This window comes from Streptomyces sp. NPDC001714 (genome assembly GCF_042892755.1).
Taxonomy (GTDB): domain Bacteria; phylum Actinomycetota; class Actinomycetes; order Streptomycetales; family Streptomycetaceae; genus Streptomyces.
Window position 1 is genome coordinate 155353 of sequence record NZ_JBIAUL010000006.1, and the last position, 18139, is coordinate 173491.

Sequence of the window (18139 nt, forward strand, 5' to 3'; positions counted from 1 at the left end):
GCGGGGACCCGGCGGTGCGTCCCCGTGCCGAACTGAGAGGCCCCCTTGAGCCAGAGTCGACACGTCCCGGTGATGCTCCAGCGGTGCCTGGACCTGCTGGCACCCGCCCTGGAGCGGCCGGGCAGCGTGGTCGTCGACTGCACCCTCGGCCTCGGCGGCCACAGCGAGGCGCTGCTGACCCGCTTCCCCGAGGCCCGCCTGGTCGCCCTGGACCGCGACAAGGAGGCCCTGCGCCTGTCCGGCGAGCGGCTCGCCCCCTTCGGTGACCGCGCCACCCTGGTGCACGCCGTCTACGACGAGCTCCCCGCCGTACTCGACCGCCTCGGCATCGCGCGCGTGCAGGGCGTGCTCTTCGACCTCGGCGTCTCCTCCATGCAACTCGACGAGGCCGACCGCGGCTTCGCCTACGCCCAGGACGCACCCCTGGACATGCGCATGGACCAGACGACCGGCATCAGTGCCGCGGAGGTCCTCAACACCTACCCGGCCGGTGATCTCGTCCGCGTCCTGTTCCAGTACGGCGAGGAGAAGCAGGCCAAGCGGATCGTCTCGGCGATCGTGCGGGAGCGCGAGAAGGAGCCGTTCACCAACAGCGCCCGGCTCGTCGAGCTGATCCGGGACGCGCTGCCGCAGGCCGCCAAGCGCACCGGGGGCAACCCGGCCAAGCGCACCTTCCAGGCCTTGCGCATCGAGGTCAACGGCGAACTGGCCGTCCTGGAAAGGGCGATCCCGGCCGCCGTGAAGGCCCTCGCGGTCGGCGGCCGGATCGCCGTACTGTCGTACCACTCGCTCGAAGACCGCCTCGTCAAGCAGGTGTTCGCCGCCGGCGCCGCGACCACCGCACCGCCCGGGCTGCCGGTCGTGCCCGAGCAGTACCAGCCCCGGCTCAAGCTGCTCACGCGCGGTGCCGAACTTCCCACCGAGGAAGAGGTCGCCGAGAACCGCCGGGCCGCCCCGGCGCGTCTTCGGGGAGCCCAGCGCATCAGGGAGGAAGCCGAGTGAGCGATCGGGGTTTCCGGACCCACCGGAGGACACGTGAGTAGGAAACCCGAGCTGCGGGGGCGGGCGGCCCGGCTCGCCCGGCTCTTTCCGGCCGGCCGTGCCCACCAGGCCGCCCGCACCCCGTTCGTCCTGCTCGTCGTCCTGCTCCTCGGCGGCGGCCTGATCGGCCTGCTGGTGCTGAACTCGGCGGTCAGCGAGGGCTCGTTCAAACTCGACGACCTGCAGAAGCAGACCAAGAACCTCACCGACGAGGAACAGGCCCTGCAGCGGGACATCGACGCCTACTCCGCCCCCGACGCCCTCCAGCGCCGCGCCCGCGAGCTCGGCATGGTCCCCGGCGGCGACCCGGTCTTCCTCGGCCCGGACGGCACCGTGAAGGGCGTCCCCAGCCCCGCCGCCCTCCGGCAGACCACCGCGCCGGCCGCCCCGGAGGCACTCGGCACGCAGTCCGCCACCGGGCCCGCCCCGACGCCCACCGACTCCGGGCCGGTGACGGCACCGGCGGCCTCCGTGCCGGTGACGCCGTCCGAGGCGACGCCCGCCCCGACCCTCACGCCCGTGACACCCCCGACCACGACCCCCGGCAGGTGACGGAAGTGCCCGACACTTCTGGAGACAGGCAGCCGCCGCGCCGCCGCGTGCCCGGCCCCGCCAAGCCGCCCCGTCCCCGGGACCCCAGGGGTGCCGTCCGGAGCCGGTCCGGCCCCGGTCCCGGCGCCCGCCCGGTCCGCCGCCCGAGCGGACCGCGCCCGCCGGCCACACCCCCCCTGCGCCTCGGCAGCCCCCGTCCCCGGCTGCGCATGGTCGGCCTCGCCCTGACCCTGGTGCTGATGGTCTTCGTCGGCCGCCTGCTCCAGGTGCAGGCCGTCGACGCCAGCGCGTACGCGGCGAAGGCCGAGCAGAACCGGTACGTCGTGCACACCCTGGCCGCCGAACGCGGCGGCATCACCGACCGTAACGGCGTGGCCCTGGCGATCAGCGAGGACGCGTACGACATCACCGCCGACCCCACGATGTTCACCAGCAAGCAGCTCAAGGTGGGCGACGGGCCCGAGCAGGCCGCCGCGCTGCTCGCCCCGATCCTCGGCAGGAACCAGGCCGACCTCGTCAAGCTGCTGCGGCCGGCGAACAAGGAACTGCGCTACGTCCGGCTCGCCACCCGGCAGACCCCGCAGGTCTGGAAGCAGATCAAGGACCTGAAGGCCGCCCTCACCACCAAGTCGGAGACCGACAGCAACACCGTCAACGTGCTGGCCGGCGTCTTCGCCGACCCGAGCAGCCAGCGCGTGTACCCGAACGGCGACCTGGCCGCCGGGATACTGGGCTGGGTCAACGCGGACGGCAAGGGCGGCGGCGGCATCGAGCAGCAGCTCGACAAGGAGCTGACCGGCAAGGACGGCAAGATCCGCTACGCCCAGTCCGGCGGCCGCGAGGTGCCCACCGCGGGTTCCACCGAGACCCCGGCCGTGCCCGGCTCCGACGTCGAGCTGACCATCGACCGCGACATCCAGTGGGCCGCGCAGAACGCCATCACCGAGCAGGTCAAGAAGTCCAAGGCGGACCGCGGCTACGTGGTCGTCCAGGACACCCGGACCGGGCAGATCCTGGCGATGGCCAACTCGCCCGGCTTCGACCCGAACGACCTGTCGACGGCCGACGCCGACGCGATGGGCAACGCGGCCGTCCAGGACGCCTACGAGCCCGGCTCCACCGCCAAGGTGATGTCGATGGCGGCCGTCCTGGAGGAGAACGCAGCCACCCCGCTCACGCACGTGGTGGTGCCCAACCGGCTGCACCGCGGCGACCGGCTCTTCAAGGACGACGTCGACCACGCCACCTGGTACCTCACGCTCAACGGCGTGCTCGCCAAGTCCAGCAACATCGGCACCATCCTCGCCACCGGCCAGCTCGGCAAGACCCAGGATCAGGCCAACCAGGTCCTCTACTCGTACCTGCGCAAGTTCGGCATCGGCAGCTACTCCGGGCTCGACTTCCCCGGCGAGACCAAGGGCATCCTGGCCTCGCCGAACAAGTGGTCGACGTCGCAGCAGTACACGATTCCTTTCGGTCAGGGCTTCTCCATCAACGCCATGCAGGCGGCCTCCGTCTACTCGACGATCGCCAACGGCGGGGTCCGGGTCGAGCCGACCCTGGTGCGCGGCGCCAAGGGCGCCGACGGCCGCTTCACCCCGGCCGCCCAGCCCAAGAAGACCCGGGTGATCAGCCAGAAGACGGCGAAGACCCTGGCCGAGATGCTGGAGTCCGTCGTGGACGACGAGCAGGGCACCGGCGCCAAGGCGGCCATTCCCGGCTACAACGTCGCGGGTAAGACCGGTACCGCCAACCGAGTGGATCCGGCCACCGGCAGGTACCGCGGCTACACCTCGTCGTTCGCCGGTTTCGCCCCCGCCGACAAGCCCCGCATCACCGTCTACTGCGCCATCCAGAACGCCACCGCCGGCAGCTACTTCGGCGGCCAGATCTGCGGTCCGATCTACAAGCAGGTGATGGAGTTCGCCCTCAAGACCCTCCAGATCCCGCCTACCGGCGCCAAGGCGGCCGATCTGCCCGTCGACTACAAGCCCTGATCAGCGCCTCAGCACTTCGCACAGACCACCAGGAACGAGTTCGTGACAACGATCACCCCCGATCCCGGGAACCACGGGATGCCGCGCCCCTCGCTTCGCTCCGGAGCGGGTGCGCCCGGTACGCTCACCGCCGTGCCACACGCTGATCAGTCAGAAACCACCCAGAAGGGCGCTTCCGTGACATACCCGGGGCCGCCCAGGCCGGTTCGGAACTCCGCCACACCCCTCGCGGAGCTCGCCGACCAGCTGGGTGCCGCCGAACCGGACACCGTGCAGAACACGGCGCAGGTCACGGGCATCACCCATGACTCGCGCGCGGTCCGCCCCGGCGACCTGTACGCCGCCCTGCCGGGCGCCCGGCTGCACGGCGCCGACTTCGCCGCCCAGGCCGCCGGCCTCGGCGCGGTCGCCGTGCTGACCGACCCGACGGGCGCCGAACGCGCCGTCGCGACCGGCCTGCCGGTCCTGGTCGTCGACGACCCGCGCGGGCGGATGGGCGAACTGGCGGCCACCATCTACGGCCGCCCGGGCCGCGACCTGCTCCAGATCGGCATCACCGGCACATCCGGGAAGACCACCACGGCGTACCTGGTCGAGGGTGGCCTGAAGACGACGCGCAGCACCGGTCTCATCGGCACGGTCGAGATGCGCATCGGCGACGAGCGCATCAAGTCCGAGCGCACCACCCCCGAGGCCACCGACCTCCAGGCCCTGTTCGCGGTGATGCGCGAGCGCGGGGTCGAGGCGGTCGCCATGGAGGTCTCCAGCCACGCGCTGGTCCTCGGCCGGGTCGACGGCTGCGTCTTCGACATCGCCGTCTTCACCAACCTCAGCCCGGAACACATGGAGTTCCACTCCGACATGGAGGACTACTACCGGGCCAAGGCACAGCTGTTCACCCCGGAACGCAGCAGACGGGGTGTGGTCAACGTCGACGACGAGTACGGCCGCCGGCTCGCCCGTGAGGCCACCGTCCCGGTCGTCACCTACTCCGCCGAGGGCCACCCCGACGCCGACTGGCGGGCCGCGGACGTCCACATCGGCCCGATGGACTCGACGTTCACCGTCATCGGGCCCGGGGACGTCCGGATCGCCGCCAAGTCGCCGCTGCCCGGCCCCTTCAACGTGGCCAACACCCTCGCCGCGATCGTCGCCCTCGCCGCCGCCGGACTCGACCCGCAGACCGCCGCCGACGGCATCGCCGCCGTGCCGGGCGTCCCGGGCCGCCTGGAGCGCGTGGACGCCGGACAGCCCTACCTCGCGGTCGTCGACTACGCCCACAAGACGGACGCCGTCGAGTCGGTCCTCAGGGCCCTGCGCAAGGTCACCAAGGGCCGGCTGCACATCGTCCTCGGCTGCGGCGGCGACCGCGACCGGACCAAGCGCGCCCCGATGGGCGCCGCCGCGGCCCGGCTCGCCGACATCGCCGTACTGACCTCCGACAACCCCCGCTCCGAGGACCCCCTCGCGATCCTCGCGACCATGCTCGAAGGCGCCGCCTCGGTGCCCGCCCACGAGCGTGGCGAGGTGCTCCTCTTCGAGGACCGGGCCGCCGCGATCGAGGCCGCCGTCGCCCGCGCGCACCCCGGAGACACCGTGCTGGTCGCCGGCAAGGGCCACGAGCAGGGCCAGGACATCGCCGGCGTGATCCGTCCCTTCGACGACCGCCAGGTCCTCCGCGAAGCCATCCGGAAAACCCAGGGATGAAAATCCAGAAGACCCAGGGGATGAACTTGTGATCGCCCTCTCTCTCGCCGAGATCGCAGAAGTCGTCGGCGGGCAGACGCACGACATACCGGATCCGTCCGTCCAGGTCACCGGGGAGGTCGTCCGGGACTCCCGCGAAGCGGGGCCGGGCAGCCTGTTCGCCGCCTTCGTGGGCGAGCGCGTGGACGGCCACGACTTCGCCCGGCAGGTCGTGGACGCCGGCGCGGTCGCCGTCCTGGCGTCGCGCCCCGTCGGCGTGCCCGCGATCGTCGTGGACGACGTCCAGACCGCCCTCGGCGCCCTCGCCCGCCATGTCGTACGACGGCTCGGCGCGACCCTCGTGGCGCTGACCGGCTCGGCCGGCAAGACCAGTACCAAGGACCTCATCGCCCAGGTGCTGCGCACCAAGGCGCCGACCGTCTTCACGCCCGGCTCGCTCAACAACGAGATCGGGCTGCCGCTGACCGCCCTGTCCGCCACCGAGGAGACCAGGTTCCTGGTGCTGGAGATGGGCGCCCGCGGCATCGGCCACATCCGCTACCTCACCGATCTGACGCCCCCGAAGGTCGGCCTGGTCCTCAACGTCGGCACCGCCCACATCGGCGAGTTCGGCGGCCGGGAGCAGATCGCCCAGGCGAAGGGCGAGTTGGTGGAGGCACTGCCCGCGGCCGAGGACGGCGGGGTCGCGATCCTCAACGCCGACGACCCGTTGGTGCGCGCCATGGCCTCCCGTACCAAGGCGAAGGTGGTCCTTTTCGGAGAGTCGGCCGAAGCGGACGTACGGGCCGAGAACGTACGACTCACGGACACGGGACAGCCCGCGTTCAGCCTTCACACACCCTCCGGTGCAAGCGATGTGACCATGCGCCTGTACGGTGAGCACCACGTGTCGAACGCGCTCGCCGCGGCCGCCGTCGCCCATGAGCTGGGCATGTCCGCGGAAGAGATCGCCCTCGCGCTCTCCGAGGCGGGCTCCCTCTCCCGCTGGCGTATGGAGGTCACCGAGCGCCCGGACGGCGTGACCATCGTCAACGACGCCTACAACGCCAACCCCGAGTCCATGCGAGCCGCGCTGCGCGCGCTCGCGGCCATGGGCACAGCCGCACAGGCAAGGGGGGGACGCACGTGGGCGGTGCTCGGCAAGATGGCCGAGCTCGGAGACGAGGCGCTCGCCGAGCACGACGCGGTCGGACGGCTCGCCGTCCGGCTCAATGTCGGCAAGCTCGTCGCCGTCGGGGGAGTGGAAGCCTCCTGGCTGCAACTGGGCGCATATAACGAGGGTTCGTGGGGTGAGGAGTCGGTGCACGTGTCCGACGCACAGGCGGCGGTCGACCTGTTGCGCAGCGAGTTGCGCCCGGGGGACGTCGTACTCGTGAAGGCGTCACGGTCGGTGGGCCTGGAGAGCGTTGCGCAGGCGCTTCTGGAGTCCGGTGCCGAGGGTGTTGATGCCCGATGATGAAGCAGATCCTCTTCTCGGGTGTCATCGGTCTCTTCCTGACGCTGATCGGCACTCCGCTGCTGATCAAGCTCCTCGCCCGCAAGGGCTACGGCCAGTACATCCGTGACGACGGCCCGCGCGAGCACGCCAGCAAGCGCGGTACGCCGACGATGGGCGGTATCGCCTTCATCCTGTCCACGGTCGCCGCCTACTTCCTGTCCAAGGTGATCACCGGCTACACCCCGACCTACTCGGGCGTGCTGGTGCTCGGCCTGATGTGCGGGATGGGCCTGGTCGGCTTCCTGGACGACTACATCAAGATCGTCAAGCGGCGTTCGCTCGGTCTGCGGGCCAAGGCGAAGATGGCCGGGCAGCTGATCGTCGGCATCTCCTTCGCGGTGCTGTCGCTGCAGTTCGCCGACGCCCGCGGCAACACCCCGGCCTCCACCAAGCTGTCGTTCATCACGGACTTCGGCTGGACCATCGGCCCGGTGCTGTTCGTGGTCTGGGCGCTGTTCATGATCCTCGCGATGTCCAACGGCGTGAACCTGACCGACGGTCTGGACGGCCTGGCCACCGGCGCCTCCGTGCTCGTCTTCGGCGCCTACACGTTCATCGGCGTCTGGCAGTTCCAGGAGTCCTGCGCCAACGCGACGACCCTCACCAACCCCAACGCCTGCTACGAGGTGCGCGACCCGCTGGACCTCGCGGTCATCGCCTCCGCGCTGATGGGTTCCTGCCTCGGCTTCCTGTGGTGGAACACCTCGCCGGCCAAGATCTTCATGGGCGACACCGGTTCGCTCGCGCTCGGCGGTGTCCTCACGGGCCTGGCGATCCTGTCCCGCACCGAGCTCCTCGTCGCCATCATGGGCGGCCTGTTCGTCCTCATCACCATGTCGGTCGTCATCCAGGTCGGCTCCTTCCGGCTCACCGGCAAGCGCGTCTTCCGGATGGCACCACTCCAGCACCACTTCGAACTCAAGGGCTGGTCCGAAGTCCTTGTGGTGGTCCGCTTCTGGATCATCCAGGGCATCTGTGTGATTGTCGGACTCGGCCTCTTCTACGCAGGATGGGCAGCGGACAAGTGACCGACTGGCAGGGCAAGCACGTCACCGTCGCCGGGCTCGGCGTCTCCGGTGTCCCGGCGGCCAAGGTGCTGCACGCGCGCGGGGCGATCGTCACGGTCGTCAACGACGGCGACGACGCACGCGCGCGTGAACAGGCCGCCGAACTGGAGGCGCTGGGCGTCACGGTACGGCTCGGTGACGGCGCCACCCTGCCCGAGGGCACCGAGCTGATCGTCACCGCACCCGGCTGGAAGCCGGACAAGCCGCTGTTCACGGCGGCCCGCGCGGCCGGCATCGAGATCTGGGGCGACGTCGAACTCGCCTGGCGGCTCCGCGGCCCCGACGCCGCCCCCTGGCTCGCCGTCACCGGCACCAACGGCAAGACCACCACCGTCCAGATGCTGGCGTCGATCCTCAAGGCCGCGGGCCTGCGCACGGCCGCCGTCGGCAACATCGGCGTCTCGCTGCTCGACGCGGTCCTCGGGGACGAGGAGTACGACGTCCTCGCGGTGGAGCTGTCCAGCTACCAGCTGCACTGGGCGCCCTCCCTGCGCGCCCACTCGGCGGCCGTGCTGAACCTCGCCCCCGACCACCTCGACTGGCACGGCTCCATGGAGGCGTACGCCAAGGACAAGGGCCGTATCTACGAGGGCAACCGGGTCGCCTGCGTCTACAACGTCGCCGACAAGCTCACCGAGGAGCTGGTCCGGGAGGCCGACGTCGAGGAGGGCTGCCGGGCCGTCGGCTTCACCCTCGGCACCCCGGGACCCTCCCAACTCGGCGTCGTGGACGGCATCCTGGTCGACCGTGCGTTCGTCGAGAACCGGCAGAAGAACGCCCAGGAGCTGGCCGAGGTCTCCGACGTCAACCCGCCGGCCCCGCACAACATCGCCAACGCCCTTGCCGCGGCGGCCCTCGCGCGTGCCTTCGGGGTGCCGCCTACGGCCGTACGGGACGGGCTGCGGGCTTTCACACCGGACGCCCACCGCATCGCGCACGTAGCCGACGTGGACGGGGTCGCCTACGTCGACGACTCCAAGGCCACCAACACCCACGCGGCAGAAGCCTCGTTGGCGTCATATGAGTCGATCGTATGGATTGCGGGCGGGCTGGCGAAGGGGGCGACCTTCGACGAGCTGGTCGCCAAGTCGGCAGAGCGACTTCGCGGTGTGGTGCTCATCGGCGCCGATCGCGCCCTCATCCGGGACGCCCTCGCGCGACACGCGCCGGAAGTCCCGGTCGTCGACCTCGACCGGACCGACACTGGGGCGATGCTCGCGGCGGTCCAGGAGGCCCGGCGACTCGCCGTCGCCGGAGACACGGTGCTGTTGGCACCCGCCTGTGCCTCCATGGACATGTTCGCCAACTACAACAAGCGCGGTGACGCGTTCGCCCAGGCGGTTGGCGAACTCGGCGCCTGACCCGGCCGCCTGCCGGGCGACCTTGGGAGGGACGCGTGGGACGGTCGACGTTCAGCGGAGGCGTTGATGCCCGGTAGCCGTACCGGCCGGCCGCCCGTACAGCGGGCGGTCCGCCGGCCCGCCGCGCCGCGCGCGTCGCGCGAGAACCCGCTGCGGCGGTTCTACACGCGTGCCCACCGGGCCTGGGACCGGCCGCTCACCGCGTACTACCTGATCCTCGGCGGCAGTCTGCTCATCATCGTCCTGGGGCTGGTGATGGTCTACTCGGCCTCCCAGATCACCGCGCTGCAGATGTCGCTGCCGGGCTCGTTCTTCTTCCGGAAGCAGTTCCTGGCCGCCTGCATCGGGGGCGTGCTGCTGTTCGTGGCGTCCCGCATGCCGGTGAAACTGCACCGGGCGCTCGCCTACCCGATCCTCGCCGGAGCCGTCTTCATGATGGCGCTGGTGCAGGTGCCGGGGATAGGGATGTCCGTCAACGGCAACCAGAACTGGATCTCCCTCGGCGGCTCCTTCCAGATCCAGCCCAGTGAGTTCGGCAAGCTCGCCCTGGTGCTGTGGGGCGCCGACCTGATGGCGCGCAAACAGGAGAAGCGGCTGCTGACCCAGTGGAAGCACATGCTGGTGCCGCTCGTTCCGGTGAGCTTTCTGCTGCTCGGGCTGATCATGCTCGGCGGCGACATGGGCACGGCGATCATCCTGACCGCGATCCTGTTCGGCCTGCTGTGGCTGGCGGGGGCGCCGACCCGGCTGTTCGCCGGTGTGCTGTCCATCGCGGGCCTGCTCGGTGTGATCCTCATCAAGACCAGCCCCAACCGCATGGCCCGGCTCGCCTGCATCGGCGCCACCGAGCCGAGGAGCGGCGTCGCCGACTGCTGGCAGGCGGTTCATGGCATCTACGCCCTGGCCTCCGGCGGACTTTTCGGATCCGGCCTCGGTGCGAGTGTGGAGAAATGGGGACAACTCCCCGAAGCCCACACCGACTTCATCTTCGCCGTCACCGGTGAGGAACTGGGCCTGGCGGGGACGCTGTCGGTACTGGCCCTCTTCGCGGCTCTAGGCTATGCGGGTATCCGCGTGGCCGGACGCACGGAGGACCCCTTCGTGAGGTACGCCGCGGGAGGCGTGACCACCTGGATCACCGCCCAGGCGGTGATCAACATCGGTGCGGTGCTCGGCCTGCTGCCGATCGCCGGCGTCCCCCTCCCGCTGTTCTCCTACGGAGGCTCCGCCCTGCTGCCGACCATGTTCGCCATCGGGCTGCTGATCGCCTTCGCGCGCGACGAGCCCGCTGCGCGGGCGGCGCTTGCGATGCGGCAACCTCGCTTTGGTAGAAAGCGGGGAGCCGGGGGCCCTCAGGGGTCTCGGAGATGGAACACGATGCGACGGCGTGCCTCAGCGGCGCGCTCGTCCGGAGAGCGGTGAATTTCGGTGCATGTCGTACTCGCTGGTGGGGGGACCGCCGGCCACATCGAGCCCGCGCTCGCCCTCGCGGACGCCCTGCGCAGGCAGGACCCCACCGTGGGGATCACGGCCCTGGGCACGGAACGCGGCCTGGAGACCACGCTCGTCCCGCAGCGCGGCTACGAGCTGGCGCTGATCCCGGCGGTGCCGCTGCCCCGCAGGCCCACCCCCGAGCTGATCACCGTCCCCGGCCGGCTGCGCGGCACCATCAAGGCCGCCGAGCAGATCCTGGAGCGGACCAAGGCGGACTGCGTCGTCGGCTTCGGCGGCTACGTCGCCCTGCCCGGCTACCTCGCCGCCAAGCGCCTCGGCGTGCCGATCGTGATCCACGAGGCCAACGCCCGCCCCGGCCTCGCCAACAAGATCGGCTCCCGGTACGCCGCCAAGGTCGCCGTCTCCACCCCGGACAGCAAGCTGCGCGACGCCCGCTACATCGGCATCCCGCTGCGCCGCTCCATCGCCACCCTGGACCGGGCCGCCGCCCGCCCCGAGGCCCGGCACCGCTTCGGCCTCGACCCCAACCTGCCGACGCTGCTCGTCTCCGGCGGCTCCCAGGGGGCCCGCCGCCTCAACGAGGTCGTCCAGCAGGTCGCCCCCTGGCTGCAGCAGGCCGGCATCCAGATCCTGCACGCGGTCGGCCCGAAGAACGAACTGCCGCAGGTACACCAGATGCCGGGAATGCCCCCCTATATCCCGGTAAGTTACCTGGACCGGATGGACCTCGCGTACGCCGCGGCCGACATGATGCTCTGCCGCGCGGGTGCGATGACCGTCGCCGAGCTCTCCGCCGTCGGACTCCCGGCCGCCTACGTCCCGCTGCCCATCGGCAACGGCGAACAGCGGCTGAACGCCCAGCCGGTGGTCAAGGCCGGCGGCGGCCTGCTGGTCGACGACGCGGAACTCACCCCGGAGTGGGTGCAGCAGAACGTCCTGCCCGTACTCGCCGATCCGCACCGGCTGTACGAGATGTCCCGCGCGGCGAGCGAGTTCGGCCGCCGGGACGCCGACGACCTGCTCGTCGGCATGGTGTACGAGGCGATCGCCTCGAGCCGTTAGGACCGTATGACGAAAGGCAAGTGAGCAGCGTGGCCGGACCGACCACCACCGCCGAACGCGGTGAACGCCAGCAGGAGTCGTCCGGCCCGCCGCTCGTCCGTCGGCTGCGGAACCGTCGCTTTCGTAGGATCGTCATTCTGGTGCTGTCCGTGGTGCTCCTCGGGTCCGGCTCGGTCTGGCTGCTGTACGGCTCCCCGTGGCTGCGCGTGCGCCATGTCTCCGTGTCCGGTACGGCCGTTCTGACGCCCGACGAGGTCCTCGAGGCCGCCGACGTCCCCGTCGGGGCACCGCTGGTCTCCGTCGACACCGACGGGATCGAGGCCCGGCTGCGCCGGAAACTGCCCCGCATCGACACGGTGGACGTCGTCCGCTCCTGGCCCCGCGGCATCGGGCTGAAAGTCACCGAGCGTACTCCGGTGCTGCTCATCGAAAAGGGCGGAAATTTCACCGAAGTGGACAAGGAAGGCGTCCGGTTCGCCATGGTTTCGCAGGCACCGCAAGGCGTTCCGGCGCTGGAACTGAGTCTGCCCCGGTCGGGTTCGGCCACCGCGAGCCTGCGCCGGTTCGGCACCGACCGGCTGGTGCGGGAAGCGGTCGATGTCGCGCGTGCCATTCCGGCCGCCGTCCGCCGGGACACCCGGACCCTCAAGGTCCGTTCCTACGACGACATCTCGCTGGAGTTGGGTGGCGGCCGCGTCGTGGAGTGGGGCAGTTCCGAGAACGGCGCCGCGAAGGCGCGCACCCTCACCGCACTCCTGAAAGCCGCTTCCGGTGCCCGGCACTTCGACGTGAGTGTTCCCACCGCCCCTGCGTCATCGGCGAGTTGACGCACATCAGCGCAGGCCAGCACCCTGGTTGGGCACTGCTACGGCTGATCACATAGGGTGAAAAGAAAAACGGGAGGTTCGGCGTGTTCGTTGAACGGGCGCCACTTGTCGACTTAGTGTCCTGTTCAGAAGACTTCAAGGAACGGACACACTGGTAACCCTAAACTTCAACGTTAGGGTTCGGGTCGGCGCTACGGACCGTCCCAATCGGCATCTGCCGTCCCGCGCGGGGCACCGTACGTGGACGGCAACGTAATTCGAGGCGAGAGGCCTTCGACGTGGCAGCACCGCAGAACTACCTCGCAGTCATCAAGGTCATCGGTGTCGGCGGCGGTGGTGTCAATGCCATCAACCGGATGATCGAGGTCGGTCTCAAGGGTGTCGAGTTCATCGCCATCAACACCGACGCACAGGCGCTGTTGATGAGCGACGCCGACGTCAAGCTCGACGTCGGCCGTGAACTCACCCGCGGACTCGGCGCCGGCGCCAACCCGGCCGTCGGCCGCAAGGCCGCCGAGGACCACCGCGAGGAGATCGAGGAGGTCCTCAAGGGGGCCGACATGGTCTTCGTGACGGCCGGTGAAGGCGGCGGCACCGGCACCGGCGGCGCGCCCGTCGTGGCGAACATCGCGCGCTCCCTCGGCGCCCTCACCATCGGCGTGGTCACCCGCCCCTTCACCTTCGAGGGCCGGCGCCGCGCCAACCAGGCCGAGGACGGCATCGCCGAACTCCGCGAAGAGGTCGACACCCTCATCGTCATCCCGAACGACCGGCTGCTGTCCATCTCGGACCGCCAGGTCTCGGTGCTCGACGCCTTCAAGTCGGCCGACCAGGTCCTGCTCTCGGGCGTCCAGGGCATCACCGACCTCATCACCACCCCCGGCCTGATCAACCTCGACTTCGCCGACGTCAAGTCGGTCATGTCGGAAGCCGGTTCGGCCCTCATGGGCATCGGCTCGGCCCGCGGCGACGACCGCGCGGTGGCCGCCGCCGAGATGGCGATCTCCTCGCCGCTCCTGGAGGCCTCCATCGACGGCGCCCGGGGCGTGCTGCTCTCCATCTCCGGCGGCTCCGACCTCGGCCTGTTCGAGATCAACGAGGCGGCCCAGCTGGTCAGCGAGGCCGCCCACCCCGAGGCCAACATCATCTTCGGCGCGGTCATCGACGACGCCCTCGGCGACGAGGTCCGCGTCACTGTCATCGCGGCCGGCTTCGACGGGGGCCAGCCCCCGGCCCGCCGGGACAACGTCCTCGGCTCGTCCTCGGCCTCCGCCCGCCGCGAGGAGCCCGCTCCGGCCCGCCGGGAGCCCGAGCGCCCGTCCTTCGGCTCGCTCGGCAGCGTGACCCCGAAGGAGGAGCCGGAGCCGGCGCCCGAGCCGGTGGCCGACATCCCGGTCGCCCCGCCGGTCCCGCCGTCCCGTTCCTACACGGACAGCGCGGCCGAGGAACTGGACGTGCCGGACTTCCTCAAGTGATCCTTACGACGTGATAGGACAGCGCGAGACCGTGAGCGGCGCGCACTTCGCCTTCACCGACAGGTGGGGCGGGGTGAGCGCCGCTCCGTACGAGGAGCTCAACCTGGGCGGAGCGGTCGGCGACGACCCCGGCGTGGTACGGACCAACCGGGAGCTCGCTGCCAAGTCGCTCGGCCTGGACCCCGGCCGGGTGGTCTGGATGAACCAGGTCCACGGGAACGACGTGGCCGTCGTGGACGAGCCGTGGGGAGACCGGCCGGTGCCCGAGGTCGACGCGGTGGTCACCGCGCGCCGGGGACTGGCCCTCGCCGTGCTCACCGCCGACTGCACGCCGGTCCTGCTCGCCGACCCGGTCGCCGGGATCGTGGCCGCCGCCCACGCGGGCCGGCCCGGCATGATCGCCGGAGTCGTCCCCGCCGCCGTGCGGGCCATGACGGAACTCGGTGCCGACCCGGCCCGGATCGTCGCCCGCACCGGACCCGCCGTCTGCGGCCGCTGCTACGAGGTGCCGGAGGCGATGCGCGCCGAGGTGGCCGCCGTCGAGCCGACGGCGCACGCCGAGACCGGCTGGGGCACCCCGGCGGTGGACGTGAGCGCCGGAGTGCACGCGCAGCTCGCGCGCGCCGGAGTGCTCGACCGGGCGCAGTCGCCGGTGTGCACGCTGGAGTCGGGCGATCACTTCTCGTACCGGCGGGACCGCACCACCGGGCGGCTCGCCGGCTATGTGTGGCTGGACTGATGAGACATGACGGACCGTAAGACCGAACTCGCCGCAAACCTGGCGAAAGTGGAGGAGCGCATCGCCGCCGCCTGTGCGGCGGCCGGACGCAAGCGGGAGGAGGTGACCCTGATCGTGGTCACCAAGACCTACCCGGCGAGCGACGTGCGGATCCTGTCGGGGCTCGGGGTGCGCCATGTCGCCGAGAACCGGGACCAGGACGCGGCCCCCAAGGCCGCCGAATGTTCGGATCTGCCCCTGGTGTGGCACTTTGTCGGGCAATTGCAGACCAACAAAGTGCGATCCGTGGTGGGTTATGCGGATCTCGTGCAGTCCGTCGATCGTTCCAAGCTCGTGGACGCACTCTCCAGGGAGGCGGTGCGGGCCGGGCGCGAGGTGGGGTGTCTCCTCCAGGTCGCGCTCGACGCGGGCGCGAGCGGCAGGGGGGAGCGCGGTGGCGTGGCGCCGGGCGGAATCGAAGAGTTGGCCGCCCTCGTCGCCGACTCGCCGGGACTGCGGCTCGACGGGCTCATGACCGTCGCTCCGCTGACCGGAGAGTACGCGGGACGTCAAAGTGCGGCGTTCGAGCGGTTGATGGATTTGTCGACCGACCTGCGCCGAGCCCATCCGGCTGCGAACATGGTCTCCGCAGGGATGAGTGCGGACCTTGAGGAAGCCGTGGCCGCCGGGGCGACACATGTACGCGTCGGCACTGCGGTACTCGGAGTCCGCCCCAGGCTCGGGTAACGTCGCCAAGAAGTCGGACCACAGCAGAAAATATGGTCAATGCCGCCCAAGACGGGCACAACGGCCGTGTGGATCGCGGGACTTGGCAGTCGTCACCGATCCACCACAGAGCGGAGGACTCAGAGCATGGCCGGCGCGATGCGCAAGATGGCGGTCTACCTCGGCCTCGTGGAGGACGATGGGTACGACGGCCGCGGATTCGACCCCGATGACGACTTCGAGCCCGAACTGGACCCGGAGCCCGAGCGGGACCATCGACGGCACGAGCCGTCACACCAGTCCCACGGTTCACACCAGTCCCAAAGGGACGATTCGGTACGAGTGGTACAGCCGTCACCCCCGCGCGAACCGGTGTCGCATTCCGCCGCGCTCCCCGCGGAATCGGGACGCCCGGCGCGTATCGCCCCCGTGGCGTCCATCACACAAGAACGCGCAAGCCTGGAGAAGAACGCACCGGTGATCATGCCCAAGGTTGTGTCGGAACGAGAGCCTTACCGGATCACCACGCTTCACCCCCGGACCTACAACGAGGCCCGTACCATCGGGGAACACTTCCGTGAGGGCACCCCGGTGATCATGAATCTGACTGAGATGGATGACACAGACGCGAAGCGACTTGTCGACTTTGCGGCCGGTTTGGTGTTTGGTCTTCACGGCAGCATCGAGCGGGTGACGCAGAAGGTGTTCCTGTTGTCGCCTGCTAACGTCGATGTCACGGCGGAGGACAAGGCCCGCATCGCAGAGGGCGGGTTCTTCAACCAGAGCTGAGACGCAAGACCGGTACAAGGCACGGAAACAGGGGAGAGGGAAAGCACGGACCATGAGCGTGTTCCTGGATGTGATCTACATCGCGCTGATGTGCTTCCTCATCGTGCTCATCTTCCGGTTGGTCATGGACTACGTGTTCCAGTTCGCCCGCTCATGGCAACCCGGCAAGGCGATGGTGGTCGTACTTGAGGCCACCTACACTGTCACCGATCCACCGCTCAAGCTTCTGCGGCGGTTCATCCCGCCGCTGCGTCTCGGGGGCGTGGCGCTCGACCTGTCCTTCTTCGTACTGATGATCATCGTCTACATCCTGATCGCGATCGTTGGTCGGCTGTGATGAGCGATGTGACCTACCGTCTTGCCGATGCCGACGACTACGTTGAGGTGAAGAGATGCCGTTGACCCCCGAGGACGTGCGGAACAAGCAGTTCACGACCGTCCGCCTCCGAGAAGGCTATGACGAGGACGAGGTCGATGCCTTCCTCGACGAGGTCGAAGCCGAACTGACCCGCCTGCTCCGCGAGAACGAGGACCTGCGGGCCAAGCTGGCCGCGGCCACGCGCGCTGCTGCCCAGAACCAGCAGAACATGCGCAAGCCTCCGGAGCCGCAGGACCAGCAGGGCGGCATGCCTCAGGGCGGGATGCCCCAGCAGGGCATGCCTCAGCAGGGCGGCATGCCGCAGCAGGGCATGCCTCAGGGCGGTATGCCGCAGCAGGGCATGCGAGGTCCCGGCGCTCCGGTGCCCGCCGGCATATCGGGCCCGCCGCAGCAGCAGATGGGTGGCCCCATGGGCGGTCCCCCGCAGCTGCCGAGCGGCGCCCCGCAGCTGCCGGCCGGTCCCAGTGGCCAGGGCGGTCCGCAGGGTCCCGGTCCGATGGGCCAGGGTCCCATGGGCCAGGGTCCGATGGGCCAGGGCATGGGCCAGGGCATGGGCCAGGGTCCCGGCCCGATGGGTCAGGGCATGGGCCCGATGGGTGGCCAGCCCCCCATGCAGCAGCAGATGGGCGGTCCGATGGGCGGCCCCATGGGCGGTCCGATGGGCGGCCCCGGTCAGGGCCCCGGTGGCGACAGCGCCGCCCGTGTCCTCTCGCTGGCCCAGCAGACCGCCGACCAGGCGATCGCCGAGGCCCGTTCCGAGGCCAACAAGATCGTCGGCGAGGCCCGCAGCCGCGCCGAGGGTCTGGAGCGTGACGCCCGTGCCAAGGCCGACGCGCTGGAGCGGGACGCGCAGGAGAAGCACCGCGTCGCCATGGGCTCCCTGGAGTCCGCGCGCGCCACGCTGGAGCGCAAGGTCGAGGACCTGCGCGGCTTCGAGCGCGAGTACCGCACGCGTCTGAAGTCGTACCTGGAGTCGCAGCTGCGTCAGCTGGAGACCCAGGCCGACGACTCCCTGGCGCCGCCGCGCACCCCGGCCGCGGCCTCCCTCCCGCCGTCCCCGGCGCCCTCCATGGCCCCGGCCGGCGCGAGCGCCCCGTCCTACGGCGGCAACCCGCCGATGAGCGGCCCGTCCCCCGCTGCCCCGTCCTACGGCGGCCAGCAGCAGATGACGCCGGCGATGACCCAGCCGATGGCACCGGTACGCCCGCAGGGCCCCTCTCCGATGGGCCAGGCGCCGTCCCCGATGCGCGGCTTCCTCATCGACGAGGACGACAACTGACGGCGGGCGCGTAGCGCGCGTAGCCGTCGGCAGAGCACCACAGGGCGGGGCCCCGGATTCCGATCCGGGGCCCCGCCCTTTTTACGCGGGTTGCGCAACCCGCGCGCCGACCCGCTTGAAGGGGCGCGGGGAACCGCGCGCAGTGTCTGCTCCGACCCGAGGGTGTGAGAGGGCGGTGCTTGGAGGGGCGCGGGGAGCCGCGCACG

At 70.5% G+C, this 18139-nt stretch carries 16 protein-coding genes; all 16 read left to right on the top strand.

Annotated features, from left to right (window positions below; all coding sequences use genetic code 11):
* Positions 1–45: 45 nt before the first annotated feature.
* The 16 genes from rsmH to ACFY0P_RS17615 all read left to right on the top strand — a co-directional run bounded on the left by rsmH (position 46) and on the right by ACFY0P_RS17615 (position 17933).
* The gene (gene rsmH, locus ACFY0P_RS17540) at positions 46–1002 is read left to right on the top strand and encodes a 16S rRNA (cytosine(1402)-N(4))-methyltransferase RsmH (RefSeq protein ID WP_388913177.1); all 957 of its coding nucleotides are present in this window, start codon (positions 46–48) and stop codon (positions 1000–1002) included.
* A gap of 33 nt (positions 1003–1035) precedes the next feature.
* Complete coding sequence (locus ACFY0P_RS17545) at positions 1036–1593, top strand: septum formation initiator family protein (RefSeq protein ID WP_388913180.1); 558 nt, start codon at positions 1036–1038, stop codon at positions 1591–1593.
* A 209-nt stretch (positions 1594–1802) separates the two neighbouring features.
* Positions 1803–3590 (top strand): peptidoglycan D,D-transpeptidase FtsI family protein, encoded by a 1788-nt coding sequence (locus ACFY0P_RS17550; protein WP_388913183.1) that lies wholly within the window; start codon positions 1803–1805, stop codon positions 3588–3590.
* Positions 3591–3632: 42 nt separating this feature from the next.
* Entirely contained in the window at positions 3633–5297 is a 1665-nt protein-coding gene (locus ACFY0P_RS17555) for a UDP-N-acetylmuramoyl-L-alanyl-D-glutamate--2,6-diaminopimelate ligase (RefSeq protein ID WP_388913186.1), read from the top strand.
* Positions 5298–5325: 28 nt separating this feature from the next.
* Positions 5326–6753 (top strand): UDP-N-acetylmuramoyl-tripeptide--D-alanyl-D-alanine ligase, encoded by a 1428-nt coding sequence (gene murF / locus ACFY0P_RS17560; RefSeq protein ID WP_388913189.1) that lies wholly within the window; start codon positions 5326–5328, stop codon positions 6751–6753.
* Entirely contained in the window at positions 6753–7823 is a 1071-nt protein-coding gene (gene mraY, locus ACFY0P_RS17565) for a phospho-N-acetylmuramoyl-pentapeptide-transferase (protein WP_351497047.1), read from the top strand. Before murF ends, mraY begins: the two co-directional genes overlap by 1 nt.
* Complete coding sequence (gene murD, locus ACFY0P_RS17570) at positions 7805–9223, top strand: UDP-N-acetylmuramoyl-L-alanine--D-glutamate ligase (RefSeq protein ID WP_388913192.1); 1419 nt, start codon at positions 7805–7807, stop codon at positions 9221–9223. Before mraY ends, murD begins: the two co-directional genes overlap by 19 nt.
* 66 nt (positions 9224–9289) lie before the next feature.
* Positions 9290–10645, top strand: coding sequence for a putative lipid II flippase FtsW (gene ftsW, locus ACFY0P_RS17575; protein ID WP_388913195.1), 1356 nt, complete (start codon positions 9290–9292; stop codon positions 10643–10645).
* Between the two features lie 6 nt (positions 10646–10651).
* Positions 10652–11740, top strand: coding sequence for an undecaprenyldiphospho-muramoylpentapeptide beta-N-acetylglucosaminyltransferase (gene murG / locus ACFY0P_RS17580; RefSeq protein WP_388913198.1), 1089 nt, complete (start codon positions 10652–10654; stop codon positions 11738–11740).
* 29 nt (positions 11741–11769) lie between these two features.
* Entirely contained in the window at positions 11770–12567 is a 798-nt protein-coding gene (locus ACFY0P_RS17585; protein WP_388914115.1) for a cell division protein FtsQ/DivIB, read from the top strand.
* 278 nt (positions 12568–12845) lie between these two features.
* Positions 12846–14042, top strand: coding sequence for a cell division protein FtsZ (ftsZ, locus tag ACFY0P_RS17590; protein WP_089101080.1), 1197 nt, complete (start codon positions 12846–12848; stop codon positions 14040–14042).
* A gap of 10 nt (positions 14043–14052) precedes the next feature.
* On the top strand, positions 14053–14781 hold the full coding sequence (pgeF, locus tag ACFY0P_RS17595; protein ID WP_388913201.1) for a peptidoglycan editing factor PgeF: 729 nt from the start codon (positions 14053–14055) through the stop codon (positions 14779–14781).
* A 6-nt stretch (positions 14782–14787) separates the two neighbouring features.
* Positions 14788–15507: a YggS family pyridoxal phosphate-dependent enzyme gene (locus tag ACFY0P_RS17600; protein WP_388913204.1), complete on the top strand. Its 720-nt coding sequence runs from the start codon at positions 14788–14790 to the stop codon at positions 15505–15507.
* A 126-nt stretch (positions 15508–15633) separates the two neighbouring features.
* Positions 15634–16275 (top strand): cell division protein SepF, encoded by a 642-nt coding sequence (locus tag ACFY0P_RS17605; RefSeq protein WP_093504102.1) that lies wholly within the window; start codon positions 15634–15636, stop codon positions 16273–16275.
* 52 nt (positions 16276–16327) lie between these two features.
* Positions 16328–16612 (top strand): YggT family protein, encoded by a 285-nt coding sequence (locus ACFY0P_RS17610; RefSeq protein ID WP_046729537.1) that lies wholly within the window; start codon positions 16328–16330, stop codon positions 16610–16612.
* Between the two features lie 55 nt (positions 16613–16667).
* The gene (locus tag ACFY0P_RS17615; RefSeq protein ID WP_388913208.1) at positions 16668–17933 is read left to right on the top strand and encodes a DivIVA domain-containing protein; all 1266 of its coding nucleotides are present in this window, start codon (positions 16668–16670) and stop codon (positions 17931–17933) included.
* Positions 17934–18139 lie beyond the last annotated feature (206 nt).

Coding starts and splice junctions, on each gene's coding strand:
- ACFY0P_RS17550 (WP_388913183.1), top strand. CDS start 1,803: ATGGTCGGCCTCGCCCTGACCCTGGTGCTGATGGTCTTCGTCGGCCGC.
- mraY (WP_351497047.1), top strand. CDS start 6,753: ATGAAGCAGATCCTCTTCTCGGGTGTCATCGGTCTCTTCCTGACGCTG.
- murD (WP_388913192.1), top strand. CDS start 7,805: ATGGGCAGCGGACAAGTGACCGACTGGCAGGGCAAGCACGTCACCGTC.
- ftsW (WP_388913195.1), top strand. CDS start 9,290: ATGCCCGGTAGCCGTACCGGCCGGCCGCCCGTACAGCGGGCGGTCCGC.
- ACFY0P_RS17600 (WP_388913204.1), top strand. CDS start 14,788: ATGACGGACCGTAAGACCGAACTCGCCGCAAACCTGGCGAAAGTGGAG.
- ACFY0P_RS17605 (WP_093504102.1), top strand. CDS start 15,634: ATGGCCGGCGCGATGCGCAAGATGGCGGTCTACCTCGGCCTCGTGGAG.
- ACFY0P_RS17610 (WP_046729537.1), top strand. CDS start 16,328: ATGAGCGTGTTCCTGGATGTGATCTACATCGCGCTGATGTGCTTCCTC.
- ACFY0P_RS17615 (WP_388913208.1), top strand. CDS start 16,668: ATGCCGTTGACCCCCGAGGACGTGCGGAACAAGCAGTTCACGACCGTC.